We start from the raw sequence: 24,099 nt of genomic DNA on the forward strand, positions 1-24,099 counted from the left end.
CATGACCGACCACGACGGAAGAAGTGCTCTCATTTCCGGAGGAGCGGGCCAGGTTGGTGCGGCCATCGCCAAAGCCCTGTCCGAAGAAGGGTTCGGAGTCCTCATCGGCGACCTCCTCGAAGGAGAAGGAAACGCTACAGCATCGAAACTCGGTGACCGCGTGGCGTTCCAGCGTCTCGACGTGACACAACCGGAGAGTTGGGAATCCGCCATCGACACAGCCGAGTCAACTTACGGACATCTGTCCGTCCTCGTCAACAATGCCGGAATCATCGAGCCGGGAAGCGTGCAACTACAACGCCCCACGCAGTTCAAACATGTTCTGAATACCAACCTGTACGGAGCATGGCTCGGAATACACTGTGCTGCAAAGTCCCTGACAGCCGCGGGCGGAGGTGCAATCGTGAACATCTCCTCCGCAGCGGGCCTGACCGGATACCAGGGAATGGGTGCTTACGTTGCCAGCGAATGGGGCCTTCGAGGACTTACCAAGGCGGCGGCCCTCGACCTGTGCGGTAACAACGTGCGAGTTTGTTCCGTTCATCCCGGACCGATACAAGGCTCAGCGACAAATGATTTCGGCGGTTTGCCCTTCGTTTCCGATCAGCCTATCCCGCGTCTCGGAAGTCCGAACGAGATAGCATCGACAGTGCGCTTCATCGTCAGCGAAGCGACGTACTCCACCGGCACAGAATTTGTCGTCGACGGTGGGTACTCTGCGGGGCGACATCGCTCGTAGCCGAAAGAATACCGAGGATAGTCGACCTGAACTGAACACGACCAGCGGCAAGCGCACAATGGTGAACCATGAGGCGGTGAACCATGAGACGCAGAACCATGAGACGCAGAACCATGAGACTCGGAAACAAGAATCGGTGGCATCTGCATCCCGCAGTCCGCACGGGTTCGGAGCTGACCCGCGGAGAACGTGCGGCCGATGTGGTCCGCAACGGTATGGGGTCGTGGCCGTTCGTCTTCGTGTTCGTCGCGATCATGGGAATCTGGGCAGGGTTCAACGGCAATACCGGTTTCGATCCCTACCCGTTCATTCTGCTGAATCTATTTTTGTCGATGCTTGCCGGCATGCAGGGAGCAATTCTGTTGATCTCGGCGAAACGGGCGGATGCCATCAGTAGTGAAGTCGCGGTTCACACTCTCGACAACACCAATCAACTCCGACAGTTGATCGAGGCGAACACGGCACTGACCGAGACCGTCGCGGAACTCTCGCGGGAGATCCACAAGCATGTCTGCACTCCGGAACACACCGCAGGGTGACGTCACCGCGTCGATCCCGGCGGGTTCACCGGTTTCGTCGAACACTTGCGAAGTGAGAATGAAACGTCATCCTTGGCGATGTCGAGCGGTATTCGCACTTCCCGCTCTCACCCAGAGGCCGAGCCAGGACAAATCCAGAGTGCTCAGCCCAACTCCGTAGATTCGTCGAGTAACCGCTCCAGATAGTTGAGGTCCTGGCGAAGCAAGGCAATCGCCCTGGCGGGACCTTCGGAAGTTTCGGTATGCGGATTCTCCTGGATGAGCGAATGTAATGCCATGTCGGCGAGTTGGTTTGCGACAGCACGGTCGTTCTCGAGGTCGCCTGGTTGGTGCCACCAGGCGATCCAGTTGATCATGCCGATAACGCCGAGCGCCGCAGTACGGGGGTCGACGGGGCGCATCTCGCCGGCGCGAATTCCTTCCTCGATGACGCGGATGAATTCCTTGAGCACATGTCGGCGGCTGTGGTGGTACGTGGTTGCGATGTCCTCGGGGAGTTCAGCTTCCGATCGGATGATCAATCGGAATCTGTCCGGCCCTTGCGCCTGGTGCAGGGCGATGGCTGTTGCCATTTGGCGCAGTTTTTCGGTAGGGCCCAAGTCGGGGCGGTCATTGATCTCGTGCAGAAGAGCCGCGGGTGTCTCTGTGCTTTCACTCACGAGGCGGGAGAGGAGTTCGTCCTTGTTGGCCACGTAATGATAGAGCGCCGGCCGGGTCAGGCCGGTCGCGTCCGCAATGTCCTGCAGTGTCGTACTCGCAAAGCCTTTCTCAGCGAACAGGCGGGTGGCCTGCTCCATTATTTGCTTCTCCACGAGTTCCCGACGCGGGTTGCTGCGGGTTGCCGCGCCCTCGATGGCATCCTGATCTGTCGTGGTCAACTTGCCCCGTCCCCGGGAACGGCGCCTGGCCGCGGCTTCCTCGCTTGTCATGCCCGAAGAATAGCCCGGCCGAGGAGGATGTTTGCGCTCACGCCGAGGCCCCGAACGAGGAGAGCTCCGGATCAGCAGGAATCGATTCGGGTTCATCGAAGAAGGCGAGGTCGATGCGCGCACTGGCCAGGCCGGCGGCAATGTCCTCGCGGCATGACGACGGTGCTTCGACTACGAGCAGGGACCCCGTACGACCGCGAAGCCGTTCGGCAAGGTCGAGTCGGGTGAGGACGGCAGCCCGCGACGGAGGTCCTGTCAACCAGAGCGCCCGGGCAATGGGTGCGGTTTCCACGATGTCAGCGGCTTCGACGCCCCACGCGGAGTCGAAATCAATGTTGATCACTGCGGTGGAGCCAGCGTCACGCAGCTCCGAAGTCGCGACACGGTCCTCGAACCGGTCTTGGTCATGATCGAGGGATTGCGCAAGGATCCAGTCCTCGATATCCGTCGGGGGTACCGCGCCGACAGGTACGTTGCCGTAGCTCGCAAGCCCCTTTTGAACCAGTGTGGGGGCGGAGTCGTGAAAGCGGCCGACGCTGACTTTCCCGGCGCGGGTCATGTAGGCGATCATCAGCTGCTCGAGTGGCAGGTTCATCCGCTCCGGGAACGACTCCCACCAGAGTTCGCTGCGCCGCGCGATCTCCTGGAGATATTCGACAGCGGGCCGCCGCACCTTTTCGTACGCCACGAGGGCGTCCTCGACAGTCTGTGCGGCGATGAGTGCATGGTCGAGGGCGATGGCGTCCTCCATGGCAAGTTTGGTGCCTGATCCGATGGAGTAGTGAGCTGTATGGGCCGCGTCGCCAAGCAGGACAGTCTTGCCGCTGTGCCAGCGCTCGCACGAAATGGTACGAAAGCGTGTCCACCGGGTTCTGTTCCCGATCAGTCGGTGGCCTTGGAGGGTGTCCGCGAACGCACGCTGCAAATATTCCAGGGCGAAGCCGTCACTGTCAGCGGGAGCTGTCCGGTCGGTGGAGACATCGAATCCGGCTCGCCGCCATGTTTCCTCGTCGGTTTCGACGAGGAAAGTGCTGCGGTCCCCGGCGTACGGGTAAGCGTGAGCGACGAAGGTGCCGTGTTCAGTGGTGACCGGAACAAAGATTGCGCGAGGGAGTGCAAACTCGGTTCCACACCACAAGTAGAGGCCGGCCCCGGTACTTACGCGAGGGCCGAAGGTGTCGGCCATCTGTGTGCGTGTTGCGCTGTTGATTCCGTCTGCTGCGATGACGAGGTCCACATCGAGTTCTGCGGCTTCGCGCCGTTCGCCGAAATGCATTCGCACACCGGCATTTTGCGCTTGTTGCTGAAGTACCGCGAGCAGGGTGGTGCGCGCGACGGCAAGGAGTTCACCGTGCGCCAGCGTAGCCATTTTGTCGCCGACCTGCATTGACATCTCGTGAGGGTGCGCGGCCCCGACAATGGCTTCGAGCGATGCAGGGTCGGCCTCACGCAAGTTCCGTTGAGTGCGCGACGCCAAGCCGACGCCGAACCCGAACGTCTGATCCGGGCGGCTCTGCTCGTAGACAGTCACATCGGCGTCTGGATGACTGCGTTTGACCAGCCTCGCGGCGTAGAGGCCACCTGGTCCGCCACCTAGTACTGCCACTCGTTCCAGATTCATATCCAACTCCACTCTTTGTGACGCACTCGTTGATTATTCGTCGCCAACGTCAGATGGTCAAACCGGCAACTTTTAGCCTCGGTCCGTCCGCGAAACATCAACGCGGAACACAAATTGACCTGTACGTAGATTATTCAACATGGACGTCAAAAGTCAAGAAATTCAGGTTCTTCGCACTGGACTCACCACTCCGGCCAGGTGAGGACGTGATGAGTACGACACCGGCACCGATTCCGTCCACAACAACCTGAGTGCATTGCTCCAGTCCAGCCAATGACATTGCAGAAAAACAACTTTGAACCAGTAGGTAGTCGAGCAAAGGTCGAGATTCCGGAAAGAGGCTGTGAGACGCCAACGACGTCTCACAGCCGTGATTCTTCCGGTGTCTTGCTAAACCCCGATCGGCCGGGAATCCGATTCATCGACCAATTTCGCCGCAATCTCGGCCCTCAAACGCTTCTTGTCGATCTTGCCCACATTCGTCTGAGGGAAGGACGACACCCACTCGAGCCTTTCGGGCCACTTGAATTTAGCGACCCCCAGCTGGGCCAAGTGTTCCTGGACATCTTTGAGCGCCAACACATCACCGCGTGTCGCGACAACGTACGCACACGTTCTTTCGCCGAGTCGGGGGTCCGGCATGGCGACGACAGCGACGTTGGCGATGCCAGGATGTTCCAACAGGAGCAGCTCGAGTTCTTCGGCGTTGATCTTCTCCCCACCCCTGTTGATCAGATCTTTGATCCGGCCCTCGATGGACAGGTAACGCGCGCCCTCGATCTCGGCGATCGTGCCGAGATCTCCGGTTCGGTAGAAACCGTCGGAGGTGAAGGCATCCCGGTTGTGATCCGGAGCGTCGAAGTATCCGGGAATCGTGTAGGGGCCTCGGCAGCACAATTCTCCGACCTCCCCATCCCCGAGTTCTGTCTCGGATCCCGGTTCGAGGATGCGTACCTCGTCATCGGAGGAGATCGGCGAACCCACCGTCGTCAGTCGAGCTTGTGCGGGCGCATCGAGAGGGGTAACTGTGAACAAGCCCTCGGCCATGCCGAACAGCTGGCCTGCCCACCGCTCAGCGCCGTCGTCGACGCGCTCGAAGAGCTCATGCGGAACCTTGGCCCCCGAAAGGATGATCCGCTTCAGAGACACCGCTGCTAGATCGAACTCCGGTGTCATGACGGCTTGGTAGTGACCGTGCCCGATCAGTACCTCGGTAGCGCCGGACCGTGTCATCAGATCGAACGCGACCGAAGCATCGGCCGTCGCGAGAATCAAGCACGCTCCGACCGAGTGCGCCGCGTGCAACCCGCACGAGATGCCGGCATTGTGGATGATCGGGATCAAATGTGCGACCCGACTGTTCTCGTCCCATCCGAGGCTGTCTGCGTACAGCAACGCGTTGTTCCAGTATTCGGCGTGAATTCGTGGGATGACCTTGGGAACTCCAGTGGTTCCACCGGAGAGCTGGAACGCAGCCACGTCACTCGGATCGGTCTGTATTGCGATCTGCTCGACGACTGCATGCGCCGTGTGCGGATCGATGTCGAGGCCGAGATCTTCGAGTCGAGTCACCTCGTCCCGATCGTTGCTCGCAACATCGCCGACGCTGATGATGTGCCGCATCGTGGGGTGTCCGGCAGCGTGTTCGCGGGCGAACTCGACGAGGTCGAAGGAGGGCAGACCAGCCTCGACGAGGTGCGCCACAGCGCCGACCTTGCGACTGACGTGCCCGATCTCGTGCATGCGGTGCGCCGCCAGCGTTGCCACCGGTACCAGCCCCGCCTTGATGCAGCCGTACCACGCGAGGACCGTCTCCAGGCGGTTGGTGAGTTGGAAGATGACCGGATCGAGTCGGCGAAGGCCGAGTCGTATCAGCGCGGCGGCGATCTGGTCCGTACGGCGGTCCAGTTCAGCAAAACTCATCTGCCCTTCGGCGGCGATCACGGCCGGTCGATCCGGGAAGCGGGTAGCAATCTGATGCAGTCGCCGCCCCGTGGGATCGGAACTCCATGCGCCGCTGTCACGGTAGCGACGTGCACGTTCCTCCGGGAACGGAACGAGGCGTCCGCCCCAATCCGAGAATGTCACCGTTTTCCTCCTCTATTGATCGTAATCACGATTGTCCGGAACATCACCGATCCGCCACCGCAGGCAAAAGCCGCGCCAAATCAAGCGCATGATCGGGATGATCGGCGGGAACGATTCCGGAGTAGATGGCGGTCCAGCAGCCGGGGCAGCACAGCTGCCGGAAAACCACCGCGGCATCGACGTACTCGGCGGGGTCGGAGGTGACCTGTGGGCCGGCGATCGACGACGGGCCCTCGAATCGCGCGAGGTCGAGGGTGGTGCTGTTCTTGTCGTCGCCGAGTAGACGACCACACTGAGCGCAGCCAATCGCGCGGGTGTCTCCGATCGTGACCTCGACGAGGTTGTCGTCGAGTCGACGAGCACCAGCCAGCTCGAGTGTGGGGCCGTCGGCGGGAATGTCGCCGGAGCGCTCTCGCCGCTCGGAGCGCATCTCCTCACGCCGACCCAAAGTCTGTTCTTCGTCGACGTCACCGTCGAGGAGCAAGACGCCGTACACGGTTTCGGCTCCGGATGCCGTGACTTTGCCCTCGCGGTAGTCCGCTGCCACAGCCGCCGGGTCACGTAGGAGCGGGTCACCGTAACCTCCGCCACCCTGCCAGTGCATGTAGAGCACTTCGCCGGGGGCTACATAGCTCTCTGCATAGCAAGCCCCGAGTTCGCGACAACCGCCGAGCTCGTGGAGCGAGCCGGGAATGCTGCCGGCTGCAAACTGCTCGACGATGTCGGTATTGCGGGCGAGCACCTCGACGCCGGTGTTGCCCGGATATCCGCCTGCGAGGCCGTTGTTCTGGGCGACGGCCTTGCCCGCAGAGGCAAGCACCAGGCCCATCGGCAGGCTGGTGCCGTACGGAGTAATGGCGATGGAGGCGCTGACGCCGCCGCGGTGACGTCCAGGCCCACCGGAGTCCGGTTCCTCACGGCGCCACAACGTGAGCAGTGGGTAGAGAAATTCGGTCATCTCGGTGTCGGGGATGCGACCCATCGGAATGCAGAACAGCCCACCGGTATCCATACCGTCGGCGGTAGGCCGAGCTCCGTACCCGCCCGCCATGGGTTCCATCATGATGTTGAGGAAAGGAACCGATTGTTCGGGGCGTTCGTCGAGGCCGGCGATCACAGCTGTGTCCCAGGTGCCGCAGCAGGCCGCCTGCACACTCTTACCGAGATCGACAGAACGATCCAGCATCTGGGACAGACATTCGGCGATCAGAGTTCCTGTGAGCCAGGCCGGACCGATAGGTCCACGGCTGACGGCAGCAGGGAAGGTGGCGTTGTTGATCGTGCCCTCTTCAGAGACCAAGTCGAAGCAGCGCATCAGACCGCCCGCGGACCACGGGATGTCGCCGGCGAGAATGGGCAGCAGAGCGAGCATGACGCCGCCGCGCATACCGGCGTAGGTACAGTTGATCACACCGGTCTGTGGGTCTGTGCCGGTGAAATCGAAGGTGAGATGGTCGGCTGTCTTGGTCATGGCCACGGTGATCTTGTGGATTCCGCGGTCGCCGATCTGGGACTGATCCTGGTATCCAGTGGCCTTCCAGGTCCCGTCAGGTAGCGAAGTGAGCTTTCCGCGCAGGCGGCCCTCGGCGTCGGCCATCATCCGCTTCATCACGGCCTTGACCGTGTCAGCACCGTACTGTTCGATCACGGAGAGCAGCCGGTTACGACCGACGGTGTTTGCGCCGATCTTCGCCCGCAGGTCCAGTCCGACGAGCATCGGCACCCGGGAGCGCCGCACCCAGGCATCGGAGACGTCGCGCTGCAGTTCGTAGTCGCGAACGACCTTGATCGGTGGTGTCGGAAGCGATTCGGAGAAGACATCCTTGGCTGAGGGATCGAACGACCCGAGGCCGGACCCACCGAGGTCGGGTTCGTGACAGATCGCACTGGTCCAGGCAAACAGCTTGCCCTCGTGGAAGATCGGTTGGTAGACGATCACATCACTCTGATGCAGTCCGCCGCCGACCCAGGGGTCGTTGCACAAGAACATGTCGCCCTCTGCGATACCTGGGTTTGTCGAGCGGTGCTTCAGAGTCCAGTAAATGGCCAGATCTACGGCACCGACGAGCATGGTGTTGTACAGCCCGACCTGAACTTCCTGGCCGATTTCGTCGCTGATCGCAAAGTCGAAGTCGTTGGCGTCGGTGACGATCGGCGATCCGGACATGCGCTTGAGCGCTTCGCCCATTTCGTCGGTGACCGACCACAGCCGGTGCCTGATCACCTCGTAGGTCAACGGGTCCAAGTTATCGATCTGCTCTTGGGTGACGCTATGAACTTCCAGCTTCGGGGGAAGTGTGCGCGCGAGTTCGTCCGGATCGATCGGTCGGCTCGAGAACACCTCGGAGCCTGGGATTTGCATGGTCATTGCGGAGCTCCTAGTTGGGAAGAATGTTCAGGTTGCCGAGGCGGTCGACGGTGCCGGTGGTGTCGTGCGGGACGACGACGGTGGTGGTGGGTACCTCGACGATCGCGGGACCGGACAGGACGTGCCCGGCGAGCAGTTTGCTGTAGTCGTAGACGTCGGTGTCGACGAAGCCAAGCTTGCCGTCGAGGCAGACCTTGCGGGTACCGATCCGCGCGTGGGTGGAATCGGCGGAGTCTGCAGATTTGAGGTCAGGAAGTGCCGGTGAGAACGGCAGGATTCCAGTGGCACGAACGCGGTAGGTGATGGCCTGTATGCCAGCCTCCCGGAAGCCGCTGTCATTTCCGTAGAGTTCGGCGTACCGCTGTTCGAACAGATCCGAGGCCCGCTGGATCCCTGCTGCATCGAGGTTTCCCTCAGGCACCGGGGTTGCCACCTCAGCGAGCTGCATCGCGTAGCGCATGTCGATTTCGCGTTCGACTTCCACTCCGGTGAAGTTCAAACCCTGGCGATTGAGTTGCTCGAGCACCTGGGTCTCGAGCTGGGCGAAATTACGCTCGGCTCGGGACGGGTCGAGTGGCATCGCTGCCGGGTCCGATAGTTCGGCCGCGAGCACGATGTTCGACGAGGCGAGACCGTACGCCGAGAAAGCAGAAGCAACTTGACCGAGCGGGATGATGACTTCCTTGACCCCGACCTCTGCGGCGTATGCGGCGCAGTGTGCTGGGCCGGCACCACCAAAGGCGTAGAGAACGAAGTCACGGGGGTCGTGCCCCGCTTCGACCACCGTCTTGCGCAAAAGGTCACCGGTTTGGGCGTTCTGGACCGCATAGATGGCGGCAGCCGCGTCCTCGATCGAAAGACCCAGGGGCTCTGCGATCTTCGAGCGGATCGCTTCCCGAGCGAGGTTCTTGTCGAGCGGCTTACGGCCGCCGAGCAGACCTCGTTCCGGAAGAATCCCGAGCACAAGGTTGGCATCGGTGTTGGTGGGATCGGTACCGCCCTGGCCGTAGCAGGCCGGGCCCGGTACCGACTGGGCGCTATGGGGTCCGATCTGGAGATTGCCGCCGGCATCCACCCAAGCAATAGCACCGCCGCCGGAGCCGATGGCATGAACTTCGAGAGTGGGAACGTTGATCGGGTGATGGTTGATGATCGTGGTGCTCGCCCGGACGGGCTCACCGTCGACGACGAGACCAACGAGGAAAGTGGTGCCACCTACGTCCGTGGCGATGATGTTGCGATGGCCGAGTTGCTTACCCAGGGAAACCGCGCCGACCACGCCACCGGTCAACACTGAACCGACCGTGCTGATCGCGTTCTTCGGTGCCTCGGCCGCTGCGACAGCACCGCCGTTGCTCTGCATCACCAGCAGGGGGCCGGCCAGTTTGCGTTCGCGCAGCTTCGATTCCAGTTCGCCGAGGTAATCGCGGAGTCCGGGCCCGATTTGAGTGCTCATGATGGTGGTCGCGTTGCGCGCGAACTCCCGGATGCGTGGGCTCACCTCGCTCGACAGGGAGACGAACATGGTCGGGTCGATCTCGTGGACGAGTTCTCGAATGCGCTGTTCATGAGCAGGATTGCGGAACGACCACAGCAGTGAGACCGCAATCCCCGACACTCCATCTGCGAGGAGTGCGTGGATGGACTCGCGGGCAGACTCCTCGTCGAGGGCGACGACGACATTGCCGTCACGATCGAGCCGTTCGGTCACTTCGAGTGCATGCTTCTTCGGGACGAGACCGTGAGACTTCTTCTGGCCCATCACATTCTGGACCTGTTCGGGCGAACCTCCGAGATACCGCCCCTCAACGTTCATGATGTAGATGGAGTCGCGGTGGCCCTTCGTCGTGAGGAATCCGACTGGTGGCACGTTTCCCATGACGAGCGCATTGAGCGACGACGTCGTGCCGTGCGCGATGTGATGGGTGTTTGCCAGCATCTCTTCGATCGGGCAGCCCAACTGCTCAGCAAGTGCCTCGAGTACGTCGAGGACACCCTGCGAATAGTCCGGGGGTGTCGATGGGGCTTTGGCCGCCACAATCGTACCCGCATCGTCGTCGAGCACTGCGTCGGTGAAGGTTCCACCGACGTCCACTCCGATTACATATGCCATTGCCGCTGTGCTCCTTCGTACTTGGGAATGCGACGGAGTGCGAGGTCATCTCGAACACTGCTTACGTCTATGTCGATTATTCGACGTCCGCGACAACAAGTCAATAGTCAAATGTGAGAATCGACACGAAAGGTGAACATGCCAGCACGACCACACAGATGCCGGGCGCGCTGGTCAGGTAAGCGGCGAACCGACCTTCGACCGAAGAGCGTCAGGAACCGGTCGCGAGCGACCCTCGTCATCCACGAAAACCGTGACCGTACGACCGGAGAAATAGACCTCGCCGCACATCCGTGCGAACCATAGATACACCACCGAGGTCGCGCCGACCTGCGCAATCTCCAACGACAGAGTGAAACAATCCCCGAACCTAAGGGCGCGATGAAAGTCGACTTCGACCCGGCGACGAGGAAAACGATCCGGCGGCAATTGCAACTCCCTGAGCAAGGAATGCTCCACGCGTTCAGCCCATATTGACGCCATCGAGTGATGCGCCGCGCCACCACCGTCCACGTCGACCCATTCCACTCGAATGTTCTTGCTCATGTGGGCCATTCAGATCACCCTCCTTCACTCGCTCGCACGTCGAAGCCAGCGGAGCGCACGCATTCGCAATCGCGCTCGAGGCCCGACAGGGCTTGACGAATCGTCACTAACGTCGAATAATTGTCATCAACGTAAATCTACGTTAGTCGGGCGGACCATCACATGTCGCCCGGAAATTCCAGATCAGAAGGGCTACCCCATGGGCATTCACAGAATCGGACTCGTCGTTCCGAGTTCGAATGTGACGGTCGAGACGGAAATGCCGGCCCTGCTCGGCCGACATACCGACGCCGAGTTCTCGTTCCACTCGAGCCGGATGCGGATGCAGTCCGTATCACCGGAACAGTTGCGGGCTATGAACGCTCAACGTGAACGATGCATCCTCGAACTCGGTGACGCAGGCGTCGACGGCATCCTCTACGCATGCTTGGTCGCCCTGATGTCAGTGGGTCCAGGCGAGCACCAGCGAGTGGAAGGACTCGTCGCCGAGCAACTGGCAACCGGCGGTTCGGATGCGATCGTTCGCTCCAGCGCGGGCACCCTCGTCGAAGCGCTACGCGCGATCCACGCGAAGAGAATAGTCCTGGTCACCCCGTACATGCGCCCGCTCGCCGAGCAGGTAGTCGCCTACATCGAGGCCGAAGGTATTCAGGTCACGGACTGGCGTGCACTCGAGGTGGCGGACAACGCCGAGGTCGGCTGCATCCCCGGCGAACGAGTCATGGAGGCTGCCCGATCCCTGGACCTCACCGGAGCCGATGCGATGGTGATCTCTGCCTGTGTGCAGATGCCGTCTCTCAACCTTGTCCAGTCAGCCGAAGACGAGTTCGGACTGCCAGTTCTCTCAGCCGCCACCGCTGGTGCTTACAGCCTCCTGCGTGGCCTCGACCTTCCCGTCGACCTTCCCGGCGCGGGGAGCCTGCTACGCGCCGACTCGCCAGCAACCACCCGTCGCTAGCCCGAAACCCTTGGGAGAGTTCACCATGCCCACACTGCAACACACCGTCAAAGGCGTCGATCACGTCGCCTACCCGACCTTTGATCCCGCCGCTACCGTCAAGTTCTACCGAGACGTGCTCGGATTTCCGGTGGTGCATTCCATCTGCGCCGCAGGGTGGGGTCCGGAGAAACACCCGGACTTCATCCACTTCTTCTTCGACATCGGAAACGACGATCGGCTTGCATTCTTCTATTACTTCGGCCTGGACCCGTTCGAAGGTGGCCCGCAAGGCGATTCGTACTCCCGCTTCGGCGCAGACGTGCCGATCTTCTTCATCCGATCGAGACACCTCGCGATCCACGTCGACAACGAGAAAGATCTGTTGGAATATCGGCGGCGCCTCGACGGCAGCGACTGGCCGGTCGAAATGCAAATCCAGCACGAGACGATCGAGTCGATCTACACCCACGATCCCAACGGCTACATGATCGAGATCACTCGTGCCCTTCGTCCGGTGACCCCGCAGGAGGATCTGGACGCCAATCTCACCATCGACGCCCTCGTCGATGTCGTGTCCAGCCCCGAACCGAGCATGTCAGCCCTACTGACTCGAAAGGCCGAGCTGATCGTCGAGCGAGCCGAAGCCTGGCAGCGAGTACAGGACGAGAAGGAAAGGTCAAGCATCTGATGACCACTATGTTCATCCTCGACGTTCCCGAGAACATTCCAGTCGCCGCAGTCGCCGGACAAGACCCTGCGGTAACGATTGAACGCGTCGGACCGTACTACCGAATTGTCTCCGACTCCCCCATCGTGATCGACCGACGGGCGACCGAAGCACGTCACGCAGTGTGGTACAGCAGCGTTGCCGGACTGTATCGGTCTCGAATCACCCAGTGGGACAAGGACGCAATGCGAATCGAGCCGCAATGACCGAGCAGACACCGCGCCTTGGTGCCGGCCGTTACATCGACGCCGCCCAAGCGCCCGAGACCACAGTGGTCTCACTGCACGAGCTCAACACTGCGGACGGGGCTAAGGTCAGTGGAATCCTGCGGGTCGTGCCTGGCGCCCGCACCGTGGTCACGCTGATGCACCCTCGGCAAGACCTGACACACCACGTGCTCGTCCCCGAGTTGCTCGCACGCGGATACGCTGTATGGACGCAGGGCACCCGGTCGGTCAACAACGACATCGCTTTGGTGCATGAACAGGCCCTTCTCGATGCGGCAGCAGGGCAAGTATTCCTGCGGGAGAAAGGGTTCGATCACGTCGTCACCCTCGGGCATTCCGGTGGCGGCACTCTCTTCGCGTTCTACCACCAGCAAGCTGGTTTACCGGCCGCTGAGCGCCTGACCCACACGCCCGCCGGCCGGCCCATCGACCTGGCGGGAGCGCAGATGCCGCTGCCCGACGCGGCAGTGTTCATGGCCCCGCACCCCGGTCAAGGAGCACTGCTGTTGCGGTTGATCGACCCTTCGGTCATCGACGAAACAGATCCACTGGCAACCGATTCCGAGTTGAATCCGTTCGATCCCACCAACGGATTCGCCGAACCTCCGCACAGTTCCTCGTACTCGCCCGAGTTCGTGATTCGCTACCGATCAGCGCAGCGGGAGCGCATCGCCCGCCTCGACGCGATTGCCCGCGCACGCATCGACGAAGCCGCAGCTGCGCGTGAGCGATACACAAGCACTTCCGATTCAGCCGAACGCCGCGCCGCGCTCGCACCCCGAGTGTTGACCGTGTATCGCACCGATGCTGATCTGCGATTCACGGACTTGTCTCTGAGCTCGAACGGGCGCCCCTACGGCTCGCTCCTCGGCCGGCGGCCGGACCTGACCAACTACGGACTCGTCGGCTTTGGACGCTTGGCCACCCCCGACGCCTGGTTGTCCACCTGGTCGGGACTGAGCAGCAACGCCGACTTCCTCCGCTGTGCCCCTGCTCTCACCACACCGTCCCTGTTCGTCGAACTCACCGGCGACCAAGCCTGCTTCCCCGAGGACGCCACAACCATGGTCGACGCCCTCGGATCAACGGACAAAACCCACGTCCGCGTCGCCGGTACCCACTTCGGCGGCCCGATCCACGACGGTGCCCCCACCGGCGCCAGCCTTGCCGCAGCCGATATCGGCGCCTGGCTGGCAACTCGGTTCGCTTGAGCATTCCCCCCAATCCCTCTGAGCCCCGACCCATCTTGCATTCAGGAGAGCCGAAGGGGCCAATCCACGCCGAGCGGAGACACTGATGTCTGCCCGTATCCCACCCGCAGCGCCCGTCGTCGGGCTCTGCCTCATGGCACTCGTCCTCGAGGGCTATGACCTTCTGATGTACGGAACCGTCGTTCCTTCACTGCTGAGCTACGCCCCCTGGGATCTCGATGCCACCGACGTAGGAATGCTCGGTTCGCTCGTCGGCGTCGGAATGCTGGTCGGCGCCCTGCTCGCCGCGGCCGTCGGCGACCGATGGGGACGGCGACGCACCATCCTCGCCGCCGTCCTCGTCTTCTCCGCAGCGACAGGCCTGTGCGCCATCGCACCGACCCCCGCGATCTTCGGGGTCGGGCGCCTCCTCGTGGGTCTCGGTGCCGGCGTACTCATGCCCACCGCGGCAGCGACGTTGATCGAGTTCGCCACCCCCGGAGCCCGGGCCCGGTCGGTGGCGCTCGGGTTCGTCGGCACCAGCATCGGCGGGATTTTTGCCGGAGTGCTCTCGCTCTGGCTCGTGCCCGAGTACGGGTTCCGCGCAATGTTCCTGGCCGGAATGGTGCCAGCACTCGTCTTCCTACCCATGATGCTCCGGTATCTCCCAGAATCACCCGCGTACCTCGCCGCCCGGGGCCAGCACGACGCTGCTGCAGCAATTGCCAACCGATACGGCCTCGACCTCCCCGCCGCCCCCGCGCCCGAACCGGCTTGCATCCCCACACACGAACGCGGACTGCGCGCACTCTTCGGCAACGAACGCACCCTGGCGACCTTGCTGTTCTGGGCAATGACTCTGGTCTGCCTTCTCGTACTGTTCGGTGTCGCAACCTGGCTTCCTGCGCTCATGAAATCCGCCGGTTACCCGCTGGGGGCCGCATTGTCCTTTCTGCTTGTCTTGAACGTCGGCGGTGCGGTAGGAGCGCTCGTCGGCGCGATGCTCGCAGACCGGTACGGCATCAAACCCGTGACCGCCGCCTTCTTCCTCAGCGCCGCACTGTCCCTGCTGGCCATCGCCACCACTCCACCCCTCGCAGTCGTCTATCTGCTGGTATTGCTCGCCGGACTCGGTACCACGGGTACTCAAATCCTGCTCAACACCTACATCGGCACCTTCTACCCCGCCTCCTGCCGCGCAACCGGGCTCGGTATGGCACTGGGGGTCGGGCGGATCGGTGCCATCGTCGGCCCCACCTACGGTGGCCTCTTCGTCTCACTCGGCGCCAACACCACCTGGCAACTGTTCGCTTTCGCCGTGCCTGCCGTCGTCGGCGCGGCACTGACACTGCTCGTACCGCGCACCACTGGTGACACGGCAACAACTTCCAACCCAACTGGAATCACAAACCAAGAACGCGGTGTCGCGCCCACCAACCTCGCCGGATAAACCCCACACCGAGAAACTTCACCCAGAAACGAGCACACCATGAGGGAAGCCGTCCTCGTCTCGACAGCCCGAACGCCGATCGGCAAGGCATACCGAGGCGCCCACAACAACACACAACCTCAGCACCTGGCCGCACACGCGATCGCCCACGCCGCGCAACGAGCCGGAATCAACGGCCGGGAGATCGAGGACGTCGTACTCGGCTGCGCCATGCAGGAGGGCCCATCCGGAACCAATATCGCCCGCCAGGCCGCGTTGCGCGCCGGGCTCCCAACCTCCGTGCCAGGGATGACCATCGATCGCCAGTGCGCCTCAGGGCTGATGGCCATCGCCACTGCCGCCAAACAGATCGTCGGTGACGGCATGCACATCGCGATCGGCGGCGGCGTCGAGTCGATCTCCCTGGTCCAGAACGAACACCAAAACCGTTATCGCGCAACAGATCCTTGGCTCGTAGACAACCTCCCGAGTACCTACCTGCCGATGCTGCACACAGCAGAAATCGTGGCCGAACGGTACAAGGTCAGCAGAGACCGGCAAGACGAGTTCGCGCTGCTGTCCCAGCAGCGGACCGCCGCAGCGCAGGCCGCGGGCCTCTTCGACGCCGAAATCGTTCCCATCGACAGCATCAAAACCACCGAAGACGGAATCGCGCCCGTACAACTGATCGCCGATGAAGGGAACCGCCCCTCCACCACTGCCGCCGGACTCGCCGCCCTCCGGCCGGTCCTCCTCGACGGCGAAGTGACAACCACGTCGACTGTGACCGCGGGCAATGCTTCGCAGCTCTCGGATGGCGCCTCGGCGTCGGTCCTGATGGAGGCGAAGGAGGCCGAGCGACGCGGTCTCGAACCGCTCGGCGTGTACCGCGGCATGGCCGTGGCAGGGTGCGGACCGGACGAAATGGGAATCGGACCGATCTTCGCGATCCCGAAACTACTCGCGCAGCACAACCTCACTGTCGACGACATCGGGCTGTGGGAACTCAACGAAGCGTTCGCCTCCCAAGCCGTCTACTGCCGCGATCATCTCGGTATCGACCCCGACCGATTCAATGTCAACGGCGGCGCAATCTCGATCGGTCATCCGTACGGGATGACCGGCGCCCGCCTGGTCGGCCACGCTCTCGTCGAAGGGAGGCGCCGAGGCGTTCGGTATGTCGTGATCTCGATGTGCGTCGGCGGCGGAATGGGCGCAGCCGCACTCTTCGAAACAAACTGAAATCTGTCATCCTGCAAAGCTTTTACCCTGAAGGCGCAAGATGGGCAATCGCCGCGTGCAAATGTCCGGCCCGGTGGATTTCGCTCCTGGACCGTCAACCCTGCGTAGGGCTGACGGTCCAGGAGCCGTTTGGCAGCTAGAGCCGGTCAGGTCCACGGAAGGTCGACATAGTGGACGTCCGGCCCGGGGGTGGTCAGTGTTATTTCGGGAACCGCGCACCGCGGCGAGGTGCGCAAAAGGAATCGCACCGCTTCGGCGACGTCCGAGGGCGACAGCATGGCACTTGGCTCCTTGTCCATCCACGTGGATCCGGGTGTCTCGACCAATCCCGGGCAGATGGCGGTGACCTGGATGCCAAGGCGGCTGAGCTCGCCGTGCGCCGATTGGCTCAGGGCGATCATCGCCGCCTTGGTCATCGAATACGCGGCCACTCCTGCCCGCGGCAACTTGCCGAAGATCGAGCTCACGTTGACGATCAAGGCCTTACCGTGTTCGGCTCCCGCCACCTGCAGTGTCGGAATGCAGCTTTGCATCAGCAGATAGGCGGACCGAAGGTTCAGATTCAGATGGAGGTCGAGCTTCGGTATCGCCATGTCGGCGATGTTTCCGCTCAGTCCCAGGCCGGCATTGTTAATCAGGACGTCGGTGCGGCCGTACCGCTCGACGTGCGAGGTCACTACGGCCTCGCAGTCGGCGCTGTGGGCCAGATTCCCGGACACCGGCAGGACCTCGACGCCACGCGTGCGCAGGTGAGTCGCAGCGTCGGCGAGTTTGCCCTGGTCCCGGGCGACAATTGTCAGGTTGTAGCCCTCGTCAGCGAGCGCTTCCGCGATAGCCAGCCCGATTCCTGCAGACCCGCCAGTGACGAGCGCGGCTCGTTGATTCCCGTTCATCGCATCCTGCTTTCTATTCATGTTCGTTGCGGCACGTGGTTGTTCGGCGCGCTGTGGCATCCGCCCAGATTGGGGCTGCCAACTCCCGGCGACTGCCGGACGCAATTCTCAGGTGTGTCCCTTGACACATCAATTTACATTGGTGTTCAATATATTACATCAACGTAAATGCTGTGACTATGGATGGCAGGACAATGACAGACACAGGATTCGCAATCAGGGATGTAAGAGTCTTCGACGGAGAGGACGTCGTCGAGCATTCGACGGTCCACATCAAGGGCGGATTCATCGAGTCCGTCGCGACGCAGTTCGACTCGACTGCCGACATCGACGTCATCGACGGGCGGGGGAAGACTCTGCTCCCCGGACTGATCGACAGCCACACACACGCGCAGCCGCCATCATTGGAGAACGCCCTGTTGTTCGGCGTGACAACGGAACTCGATATGTTCTCCTGTCCGGAATGGATGGACTCGCAGCGGCGCGATGCCGCCGAGCGCAATGACCTCGCTGACGTGCGGTCCGCATCCATCGGTGCCACTGTGCTGGGCGGGCATCCATCGATGATGATCGGGACTTACTTCGATGAGCAGTACCCGGTGGTGAATTCCCTCCAGGACGCCTTCCCATTTGTCGCCGCCCGCGTGGCGGAGGGCGCGGATTACATCAAACTTCTCATCGACGACGGCACTTCGCTCGGGCACGATTCCCCCACCCTCGGCGAGGACGTGGCACGGGCAATCGTCGACGCGGCACATGACCACGGCAAGATGGCGGTTGCGCACGTCACGTCACTGGCCGGAGCGGAGCAGGCTCTTCGCGCCGGAGTCGACGGGCTCGTACACATCTTCTTCGATCGACCGCCCACAGACGAGATCATCGCCCAGGCGCTCGATGCTGGGATCTTCATCACTCCGACACTCAGCACGGTTGGTTCCCTCGCCAGCGACATCGACGGTACTCACCTCGCCAACGACGACAGAGCCCGTCCACTCATCCCCGCTTCGTGGCACGAAAATCTATGCCAATGCTGGCATCTCGGTTCTCCTGGATCTATCGACCATGCAATTGAAGCGACCCGGCGGATGCACGAAGCCGGAGTGGACATCTTGGCAGGCACTGATGCTGCCGGCATCGGAGTGGTCGGCACCGCGCACGGCGTGAGCATGCACGGCGAACTCGAGCTTCTCGTCCGGGCAGGTCTGTCGCCGGTGCAAGCGCTGCGCGCGGCGACGTCATCGCCCGCCCGGCGGTTTGGTCTCACAGACCGGGGTCGTATCGCACCAGGGCTTCAGGCTGACCTGCTTCTGGTCGAGGGCGATCCCACGCGTGAGATCACAGCAACTCTCTCGATCGCGGGCATATGGCGGCGCGGTGACAAACTCTCTCGCGTCCCGCGATAATCGGACAGGTACCCGACGACCGATCGGCAGGCGGTCTGATCGAAACGCACACTCACCGTTACGGTTTCGTGTCCAGCGCGAGCAACGCTGCATCCGGACTCGCCACGAGAGCATCCGCGGTTGCGGACAGGGTCTTGGCAAAGAGGGTGGCGGTAGCTGCGTCGAAGAGATCGGAGGAGTAGACGAGTGTCGCCTCGATCCCGGCGGGTTCACCGGTTTCGTCGAACACTTCGGCGAAGTGAAAATGAAGGTCACACTTGGCGATGTCGAGTGGCCGCGGCGTGACCTCGAAGGTAAGCCCGTCGGATTCGAGCACTGCGGCAGGGAAGTTCTCGAACGACATTGCCACCTGGAAGAACGGGTGCAGCGACGCATGACGAGGAGGATCGAGGTAGTCGACCAGTCGCTCGAACTGCACATCACTGTGATCGTGCGCCAACAGTTCTACTCGGCGGCACTCGGCTACAAGAGAGTCGAAGTCCTCCGTGACGTCGACGTGTGTGCGAAGCACGAGTGTGTTCACGAACATGCCCACGAGGTCGTCGAGTTTCGGATGGCACCGGCCTGCGACCGGGCTACCGATGATGATGTCGTGGTCACCGGACAGAGCACTCAGTGTCGCCGTCAAGACCGCGTGAACGACAGTGAACATCCCGGCCTCGACTCGCTTTGCAGACGTCGTCAACCCGCGATGAGTCTCGGAATCGAGCAAGAATTCGACTCGCCCACCCCCGAACGTCCACATCAAGGGCCGAGCATTGTCAAGTGGCAGAGAAATCTCGCTCGGTGCCCCGTCGAGAACCGTCGCCCAGTGTTCGAGTTGACCGACAGTGAGGTCTGTCCGCTCCTCCTGCACGCCCAGAATTGCCATGCGCCACTTGGCGTAGTCCGAGTACCGCACCGCGGTCTCCGGCCACGTCGGGTGTGTGTTCCGCGCGCGAGCCTCGTACGCGATGGACAAGTCGCGCGCGAGGATGGCGAGAGACCATCCATCTGCCGCAATGTGATGGACAACCGCCGCCAACAGATGATCGTCGCGACCGTATGCACACACGATCAAGCGAATGGGGATCTCGGAACGCACATCGAAACCCCGAGAGAGCGTCTGGTGAACGATCGATCCTGCATCGCTCGAATTCCCTTCGACCACTTGAAGTCCGCGCGGAATCCGGTCCGGATTCACTACTAGCGGGCGGGGCGAACCCGCGACATCCGGATACACGGTTCGAAGTGTTTCGTGCCTGACCATTACGTCATGCACGGCCGAAGCCAACGCGTCGTGGTCGAGTCTGCCACGCACGCGAATTGTGAAGGGCAGGTTGTACAGAGCAGGCGAGGTGAGTTCTCGACCGATGTATTCCTGTGCAGGTGAAAGCAGCGGCGTCGAGGCGTCGACGGCTCGTTCCAATGGTGGCACCCGTCCGACGTGTTGTCCGAAGGAACTCGCGAGCGCGGCGGCGCTCGGCGAGTCGAACAGATCGCGAACACCGAGGTTTATGCCGAAATCAGCGTTGAGGCGGCCGATCACTCGAGTTGCAGACAATGAATCTCCCCCGAGATCGAAGAAAGAATCGCTGTGGCCGATCTCGGTGGCCGTGAGCACTTCCTCGAAGGTACGGATGATGCGGGACTCGATCGGTGTTGCGACCCGTACCGCTTCTCTCCGCTCGAAGGTGGGAGCGGGGAGCACGCCCCGATCGACTTTCTTGTTCGTGGTGAGCGGAACCGCGTCGATGCGAATCACGACGACCGGGATCATGTATTCCGGCAACTTCTGTGTCAGAAGGCGTTCGATACTCGCATCCGAGTCCAGGATTCCCGAGTGCAGTTTCACGTAACTCACCAGCGCCGGCGAACCGTTGGCCAGATCGCGGACCAACGTCGTGGCGAACTCGACCGACGGGTGGCCGTACAGGACGGAATCGATCTCACCGAGTTCGATTCGGCGCCCACGCACCTTCACCTGATCGTCTGTGCGGCCGAGGAATTCGAATTGGGCGTCGTCTGTCCATCGGACCCGATCGCCGCTTCGGAACATACGCTGCCCCGATGAAAGAGTGGACGCAACGAAACGCGCAGCCGTCTCCCCCGCTCTACCCTCGTATCCTCTGGCCAATCCAGGTCCCGACAGGTAGAGCTCCCCCGCGGCCCCGGTGGACAACGGCTCGAGCGATGCGTCGAGAACCACCGCCTCGACTCCGTGCATGAGCCGCCCGAGTGTCACACGATCGTCGACGTTCAAGACGTCGGTGATGGTGACACTGCATGTCGCCTCGGTAGGACCGTACGCGCTTCGAACACGCACGAACGGCGCCCACCGGCGCATCAGTTCGTGCGGTAATTTCTCGCCACCGACTATCAGGAATTTCAAACAGGGCACCCGTTCCGGAGCCAATGTTGCGAGCGCCGAAGGTGTTACGAGTAGATGTGTCACGGCATGACGGCAGATGAGGTCTTCCAGCTCGAATCCACCAACGGTCTCGGGTGGGCAGATCACCGACGAGGCGCCGAACAGAGCGGGAGCGAGAATCTCTACGACAGACGTGTCAAAACTGGTTGAAGCACAATGCATTACGACAGAGCGTGAATCGAGCTCGTATTTCTTGCGAATGTCGGTAGCCAAATTGGCCAGGCCACGGTGAGTGACAGACACCGCTTTGGGCCGGCCCGTGGAGCCGGAGGTGAAGATCATGTAGGCCCGATGATCGGCATGTGCGGGCTCGGCGTCGAAGGACGGCCCGAAAGCACCGGGGTCACGGTCCAAAAACAGCCACTCGAGGTCATACGGCAACGAATTTCGCAGCCCGAAAGTCGTGAGCCCGATCTTCGGTTTGCATACACCGAGCATGTCCACGAGCCGTTCGGCGGGGTGGGCCGGATCGATCGGTACGTATGTAGCTCCCACTCGCGCCGCAGCCCACATTGCCAGGACCGATTCGATGGATCGCGGGATCGTCACGACGACAACATCATCGGGACCCACATCGGCGGACTTCAAGCGGCGACTCCAGATCTCCGCCATCCGATCGAGGTGCCCGTAGGTCCATGACCGATCACCGTCAGAGATCGCAACCGAATCCGCAGCGTGGTTCACTGCGGAACGCAGAAGAGAATCAAGACTTCTGGGCTCGACCGAAAGCTCGCCACACGCCGGCGTCGTGGCTCCCAGCTCGACATCCGTCCACAGAGGCGGAGCAGGATGATCCGAGGGTGTGTCGACGAATGCCTCGAGGAACCGAACGAATCGATCATGATGCGCAGAAAGTTCGGCAGAGCTGTACAGCGCACCGTTGGCCTCGAGATCGACACGAACGTTCCCTGTGTAACCGGGGTAGACGTTGAGCGCAATATCGTCGACCGGTCCGGTCGTGAGTATCTCGACGTGACCTCGTACCGCACCCAAGGTCAGGGTCCTGTCGAACAACATGACGTTGACGACCGGACCGAACGATTGCACTCTTGACTGCCGTCGACCGTCAGTCAGAGCGGAAATATCCTCCCGGCGGTAACGTTGGTGCCGAAGTGCCTCGCTCAGTGCGCTTTCGACAACGCGTACTGCCGAGGATGGGGTCGATGCACCCACTCCGTGAAGTACCAGAGGAACCACGTTCGACATCGCACCTGGCAACGATCTCGACGCAGCAGTCACTCGTCCGGATACCGGCAACGACAAACACAGGTCGTCGACACCACACATCAGCGCGACGTACGACGCGAACGCCGATATCACGGTTGCTGCCGAGATATCGGAAAGTGGCACTGTGCCACTCGCCCGCAGCGTTCTTCGCCGATTAGTACCCGTCGCACTCGTTCCCAAGGACGGAAATGAAGGAACTGACCGGCGTTTCTCATGCCAGAACTCTCGATCGCGGACACAGCGTTGTGATTCTCGGTATCGGCTTTCCTGGCGGGCAACCGCCGCCGCGCGATCCGCCACAACCGAGTCGACCTGATCCGGCCTCACCGGACCAGCGGACAGATAGATCTCGGTGGTGCGGCGCATCAGAAGTGCAGCGGAGTAACCGTCGAGTGCGATGTGATGCGCACGGTAGTACCAGAACCAGCGATGAGGACCGACCTGCAACAGATTTGCGACGGTGAGGGCAGTACCCGGATCGAGAGTTGCTGTGCTCCACTCTCGATTCATCCACGCCATCGCTGCCTCGACGGGATCGTCGTATCGACGAAAATCCAGCCTGCCGCCGACCAGTGCCACATCAGGGTCGTCGTCCACGTCAGGCACTCCCTCCGTCACACGTAGACGAAGGCCCGCAACACCGAACTCACGGTGCGCGGCGACTGTCGCTGATTCCAGTCGAGACGCGTCCAGTTCACCGTTCAGATCAACGAACTGAGCTATGACAAACGGCGTCGTCGGATCGAGGGACTGAGCGAACCACAACGAGCGTTGTGCAGCTGTCAACGGCGTCATCGTCTCGCTCGGATCACGACGATCTCCTCGGTGACCTGATCGGGAGCGATGACACCGATCGACTCCAGGTATCGCCTGCGCGACAGCAAGACCGGGCCGAAAGGAATCAAGGTCCTCGACACCACCGATGCCTCGAGTTCATGGTCGGCCAACCGTTCGACGGTGCGATCGATACCGCTCAGTGCTGACTGGATCAGCAGTATCGTGCCCTCCTTCCGCAGAACACCCGGTGCCTTCGCGCATATGCGATCGATCAACAAGCGTCCGTCGTTGCCTCCGTCCCAACTACGGGCACGGCCGGTGCGCGGCGCACGATCGCCCACAGAAGGAACATAGGGCGGGTTCGAGACGACGAGGTCGAATCGACGACCGTGAAACGGGGCCAGGAGATCTCCGTGACGGGCGTGGATTCTGTGACCGCGGAGTCGCCCGTTCATCCAGGTGCACACCGCGGCACGTCGTGAGATATCCACGGCGAAAACCGTTCCCGCCCCAGCTTTGGCCGCACACACACTCAGCGCACCACTACCGGAGCACAGATCGAGAACCTGAGAAGACGCATCCAACTTCTCGGCGCGTACTGCGTCGGAGATGAGGCGGGTATCGCTCTGAGGCGCATAGACACCGGGAAATCGAATCATCACACTGCGCTCCTGCCGTGGACTTGCTCGGT

The 24,099-nt window shown here is 61.9% G+C and carries 18 protein-coding genes; 9 read left to right on the plus strand and 9 right to left on the minus strand.

Annotation, left to right across the window (positions count from 1 at the left end; translation table 11 throughout):
• Position 1 precedes the first annotated feature (1 nt).
• Both ACSW29_RS26065 and ACSW29_RS26070 read left to right on the plus strand, forming a co-directional pair.
• Positions 2–739, plus strand: a complete 738-nt coding sequence (locus ACSW29_RS26065; protein ID WP_448278657.1) for an SDR family oxidoreductase — start codon at positions 2–4, stop codon at positions 737–739.
• 113 nt (positions 740–852) lie between these two features.
• On the plus strand, positions 853–1,278 hold the full coding sequence (locus ACSW29_RS26070; RefSeq protein ID WP_019748738.1) for a DUF1003 domain-containing protein: 426 nt from the start codon (positions 853–855) through the stop codon (positions 1,276–1,278).
• A gap of 143 nt (positions 1,279–1,421) precedes the next feature.
• Here ACSW29_RS26070 and ACSW29_RS26075 read toward each other — a convergent pair whose 3' ends face one another.
• The 6 genes from ACSW29_RS26075 to ACSW29_RS26100 all read right to left on the minus strand — a co-directional run bounded on the left by ACSW29_RS26075 (position 1,422) and on the right by ACSW29_RS26100 (position 10,952).
• Complete coding sequence (locus ACSW29_RS26075; protein ID WP_019748739.1) at positions 1,422–2,207, minus strand: TetR/AcrR family transcriptional regulator; 786 nt, start codon at positions 2,205–2,207, stop codon at positions 1,422–1,424.
• Positions 2,208–2,244: 37 nt separating this feature from the next.
• Positions 2,245–3,828, minus strand: coding sequence for an FAD-dependent monooxygenase (locus ACSW29_RS26080; protein ID WP_195791373.1), 1,584 nt, complete (start codon positions 3,826–3,828; stop codon positions 2,245–2,247).
• A 390-nt stretch (positions 3,829–4,218) separates the two neighbouring features.
• Positions 4,219–5,916, minus strand: a complete 1,698-nt coding sequence (locus ACSW29_RS26085; protein WP_448278658.1) for a (2,3-dihydroxybenzoyl)adenylate synthase — start codon at positions 5,914–5,916, stop codon at positions 4,219–4,221.
• 43 nt (positions 5,917–5,959) lie between these two features.
• Complete coding sequence (locus tag ACSW29_RS26090; protein WP_448278659.1) at positions 5,960–8,284, minus strand: hydantoinase B/oxoprolinase family protein; 2,325 nt, start codon at positions 8,282–8,284, stop codon at positions 5,960–5,962.
• A gap of 10 nt (positions 8,285–8,294) precedes the next feature.
• A complete protein-coding gene (locus tag ACSW29_RS26095) occupies positions 8,295–10,397 on the minus strand; it encodes a hydantoinase/oxoprolinase family protein (protein ID WP_448278660.1) in 2,103 nt (700 codons plus the stop codon).
• Between the two features lie 174 nt (positions 10,398–10,571).
• The gene (locus ACSW29_RS26100) at positions 10,572–10,952 is read right to left on the minus strand and encodes an acyl-CoA thioesterase (protein WP_448278661.1); all 381 of its coding nucleotides are present in this window, start codon (positions 10,950–10,952) and stop codon (positions 10,572–10,574) included.
• Between the two features lie 190 nt (positions 10,953–11,142).
• Between ACSW29_RS26100 and ACSW29_RS26105 the strand changes: the two genes are divergently transcribed.
• The 6 genes from ACSW29_RS26105 (at position 11,143) to ACSW29_RS26130 (ending at position 16,698) form a co-directional block, all read left to right on the plus strand.
• Entirely contained in the window at positions 11,143–11,901 is a 759-nt protein-coding gene (locus tag ACSW29_RS26105) for a maleate cis-trans isomerase family protein (RefSeq protein ID WP_347875780.1), read from the plus strand.
• 25 nt (positions 11,902–11,926) lie between these two features.
• The gene (locus ACSW29_RS26110; RefSeq protein ID WP_195791368.1) at positions 11,927–12,571 is read left to right on the plus strand and encodes a VOC family protein; all 645 of its coding nucleotides are present in this window, start codon (positions 11,927–11,929) and stop codon (positions 12,569–12,571) included.
• Positions 12,571–12,816, plus strand: a complete 246-nt coding sequence (locus tag ACSW29_RS26115) for a hypothetical protein (RefSeq protein ID WP_195791367.1) — start codon at positions 12,571–12,573, stop codon at positions 12,814–12,816. The genes ACSW29_RS26110 and ACSW29_RS26115 overlap by 1 nt, the downstream gene beginning before the upstream one ends.
• Positions 12,813–14,048, plus strand: coding sequence for an alpha/beta hydrolase (locus tag ACSW29_RS26120; protein ID WP_317826449.1), 1,236 nt, complete (start codon positions 12,813–12,815; stop codon positions 14,046–14,048). The genes ACSW29_RS26115 and ACSW29_RS26120 overlap by 4 nt, the downstream gene beginning before the upstream one ends.
• 85 nt (positions 14,049–14,133) lie before the next feature.
• Positions 14,134–15,477 (plus strand): MFS transporter, encoded by a 1,344-nt coding sequence (locus ACSW29_RS26125; protein WP_317826448.1) that lies wholly within the window; start codon positions 14,134–14,136, stop codon positions 15,475–15,477.
• A 39-nt stretch (positions 15,478–15,516) separates the two neighbouring features.
• Positions 15,517–16,698 (plus strand): acetyl-CoA C-acyltransferase, encoded by a 1,182-nt coding sequence (locus tag ACSW29_RS26130; RefSeq protein WP_317826447.1) that lies wholly within the window; start codon positions 15,517–15,519, stop codon positions 16,696–16,698.
• A 146-nt stretch (positions 16,699–16,844) separates the two neighbouring features.
• On the opposite strand, the gene ACSW29_RS26135 is transcribed toward ACSW29_RS26130, so the two are convergent.
• Complete coding sequence (locus tag ACSW29_RS26135) at positions 16,845–17,591, minus strand: SDR family oxidoreductase (RefSeq protein ID WP_448278662.1); 747 nt, start codon at positions 17,589–17,591, stop codon at positions 16,845–16,847.
• 194 nt (positions 17,592–17,785) lie between these two features.
• On the opposite strand from ACSW29_RS26135, the gene ACSW29_RS26140 reads away from it, so the two are divergent.
• Positions 17,786–18,994, plus strand: coding sequence for an amidohydrolase family protein (locus ACSW29_RS26140; protein ID WP_195791363.1), 1,209 nt, complete (start codon positions 17,786–17,788; stop codon positions 18,992–18,994).
• 58 nt (positions 18,995–19,052) lie between these two features.
• On the opposite strand, the gene ACSW29_RS26145 is transcribed toward ACSW29_RS26140, so the two are convergent.
• Together ACSW29_RS26145 and ACSW29_RS26150 are read right to left on the minus strand one after the other, a co-directional pair.
• Positions 19,053–23,426: an amino acid adenylation domain-containing protein gene (locus ACSW29_RS26145; RefSeq protein WP_448278663.1), complete on the minus strand. Its 4,374-nt coding sequence runs from the start codon at positions 23,424–23,426 to the stop codon at positions 19,053–19,055.
• Positions 23,423–24,070: a HemK2/MTQ2 family protein methyltransferase gene (locus ACSW29_RS26150; RefSeq protein WP_230813400.1), complete on the minus strand. Its 648-nt coding sequence runs from the start codon at positions 24,068–24,070 to the stop codon at positions 23,423–23,425. The genes ACSW29_RS26145 and ACSW29_RS26150 overlap by 4 nt, the downstream gene beginning before the upstream one ends.
• Positions 24,071–24,099: the final 29 nt, after the last annotated feature.

The organism is Rhodococcus sp. GB-02 (assembly GCF_053470465.1).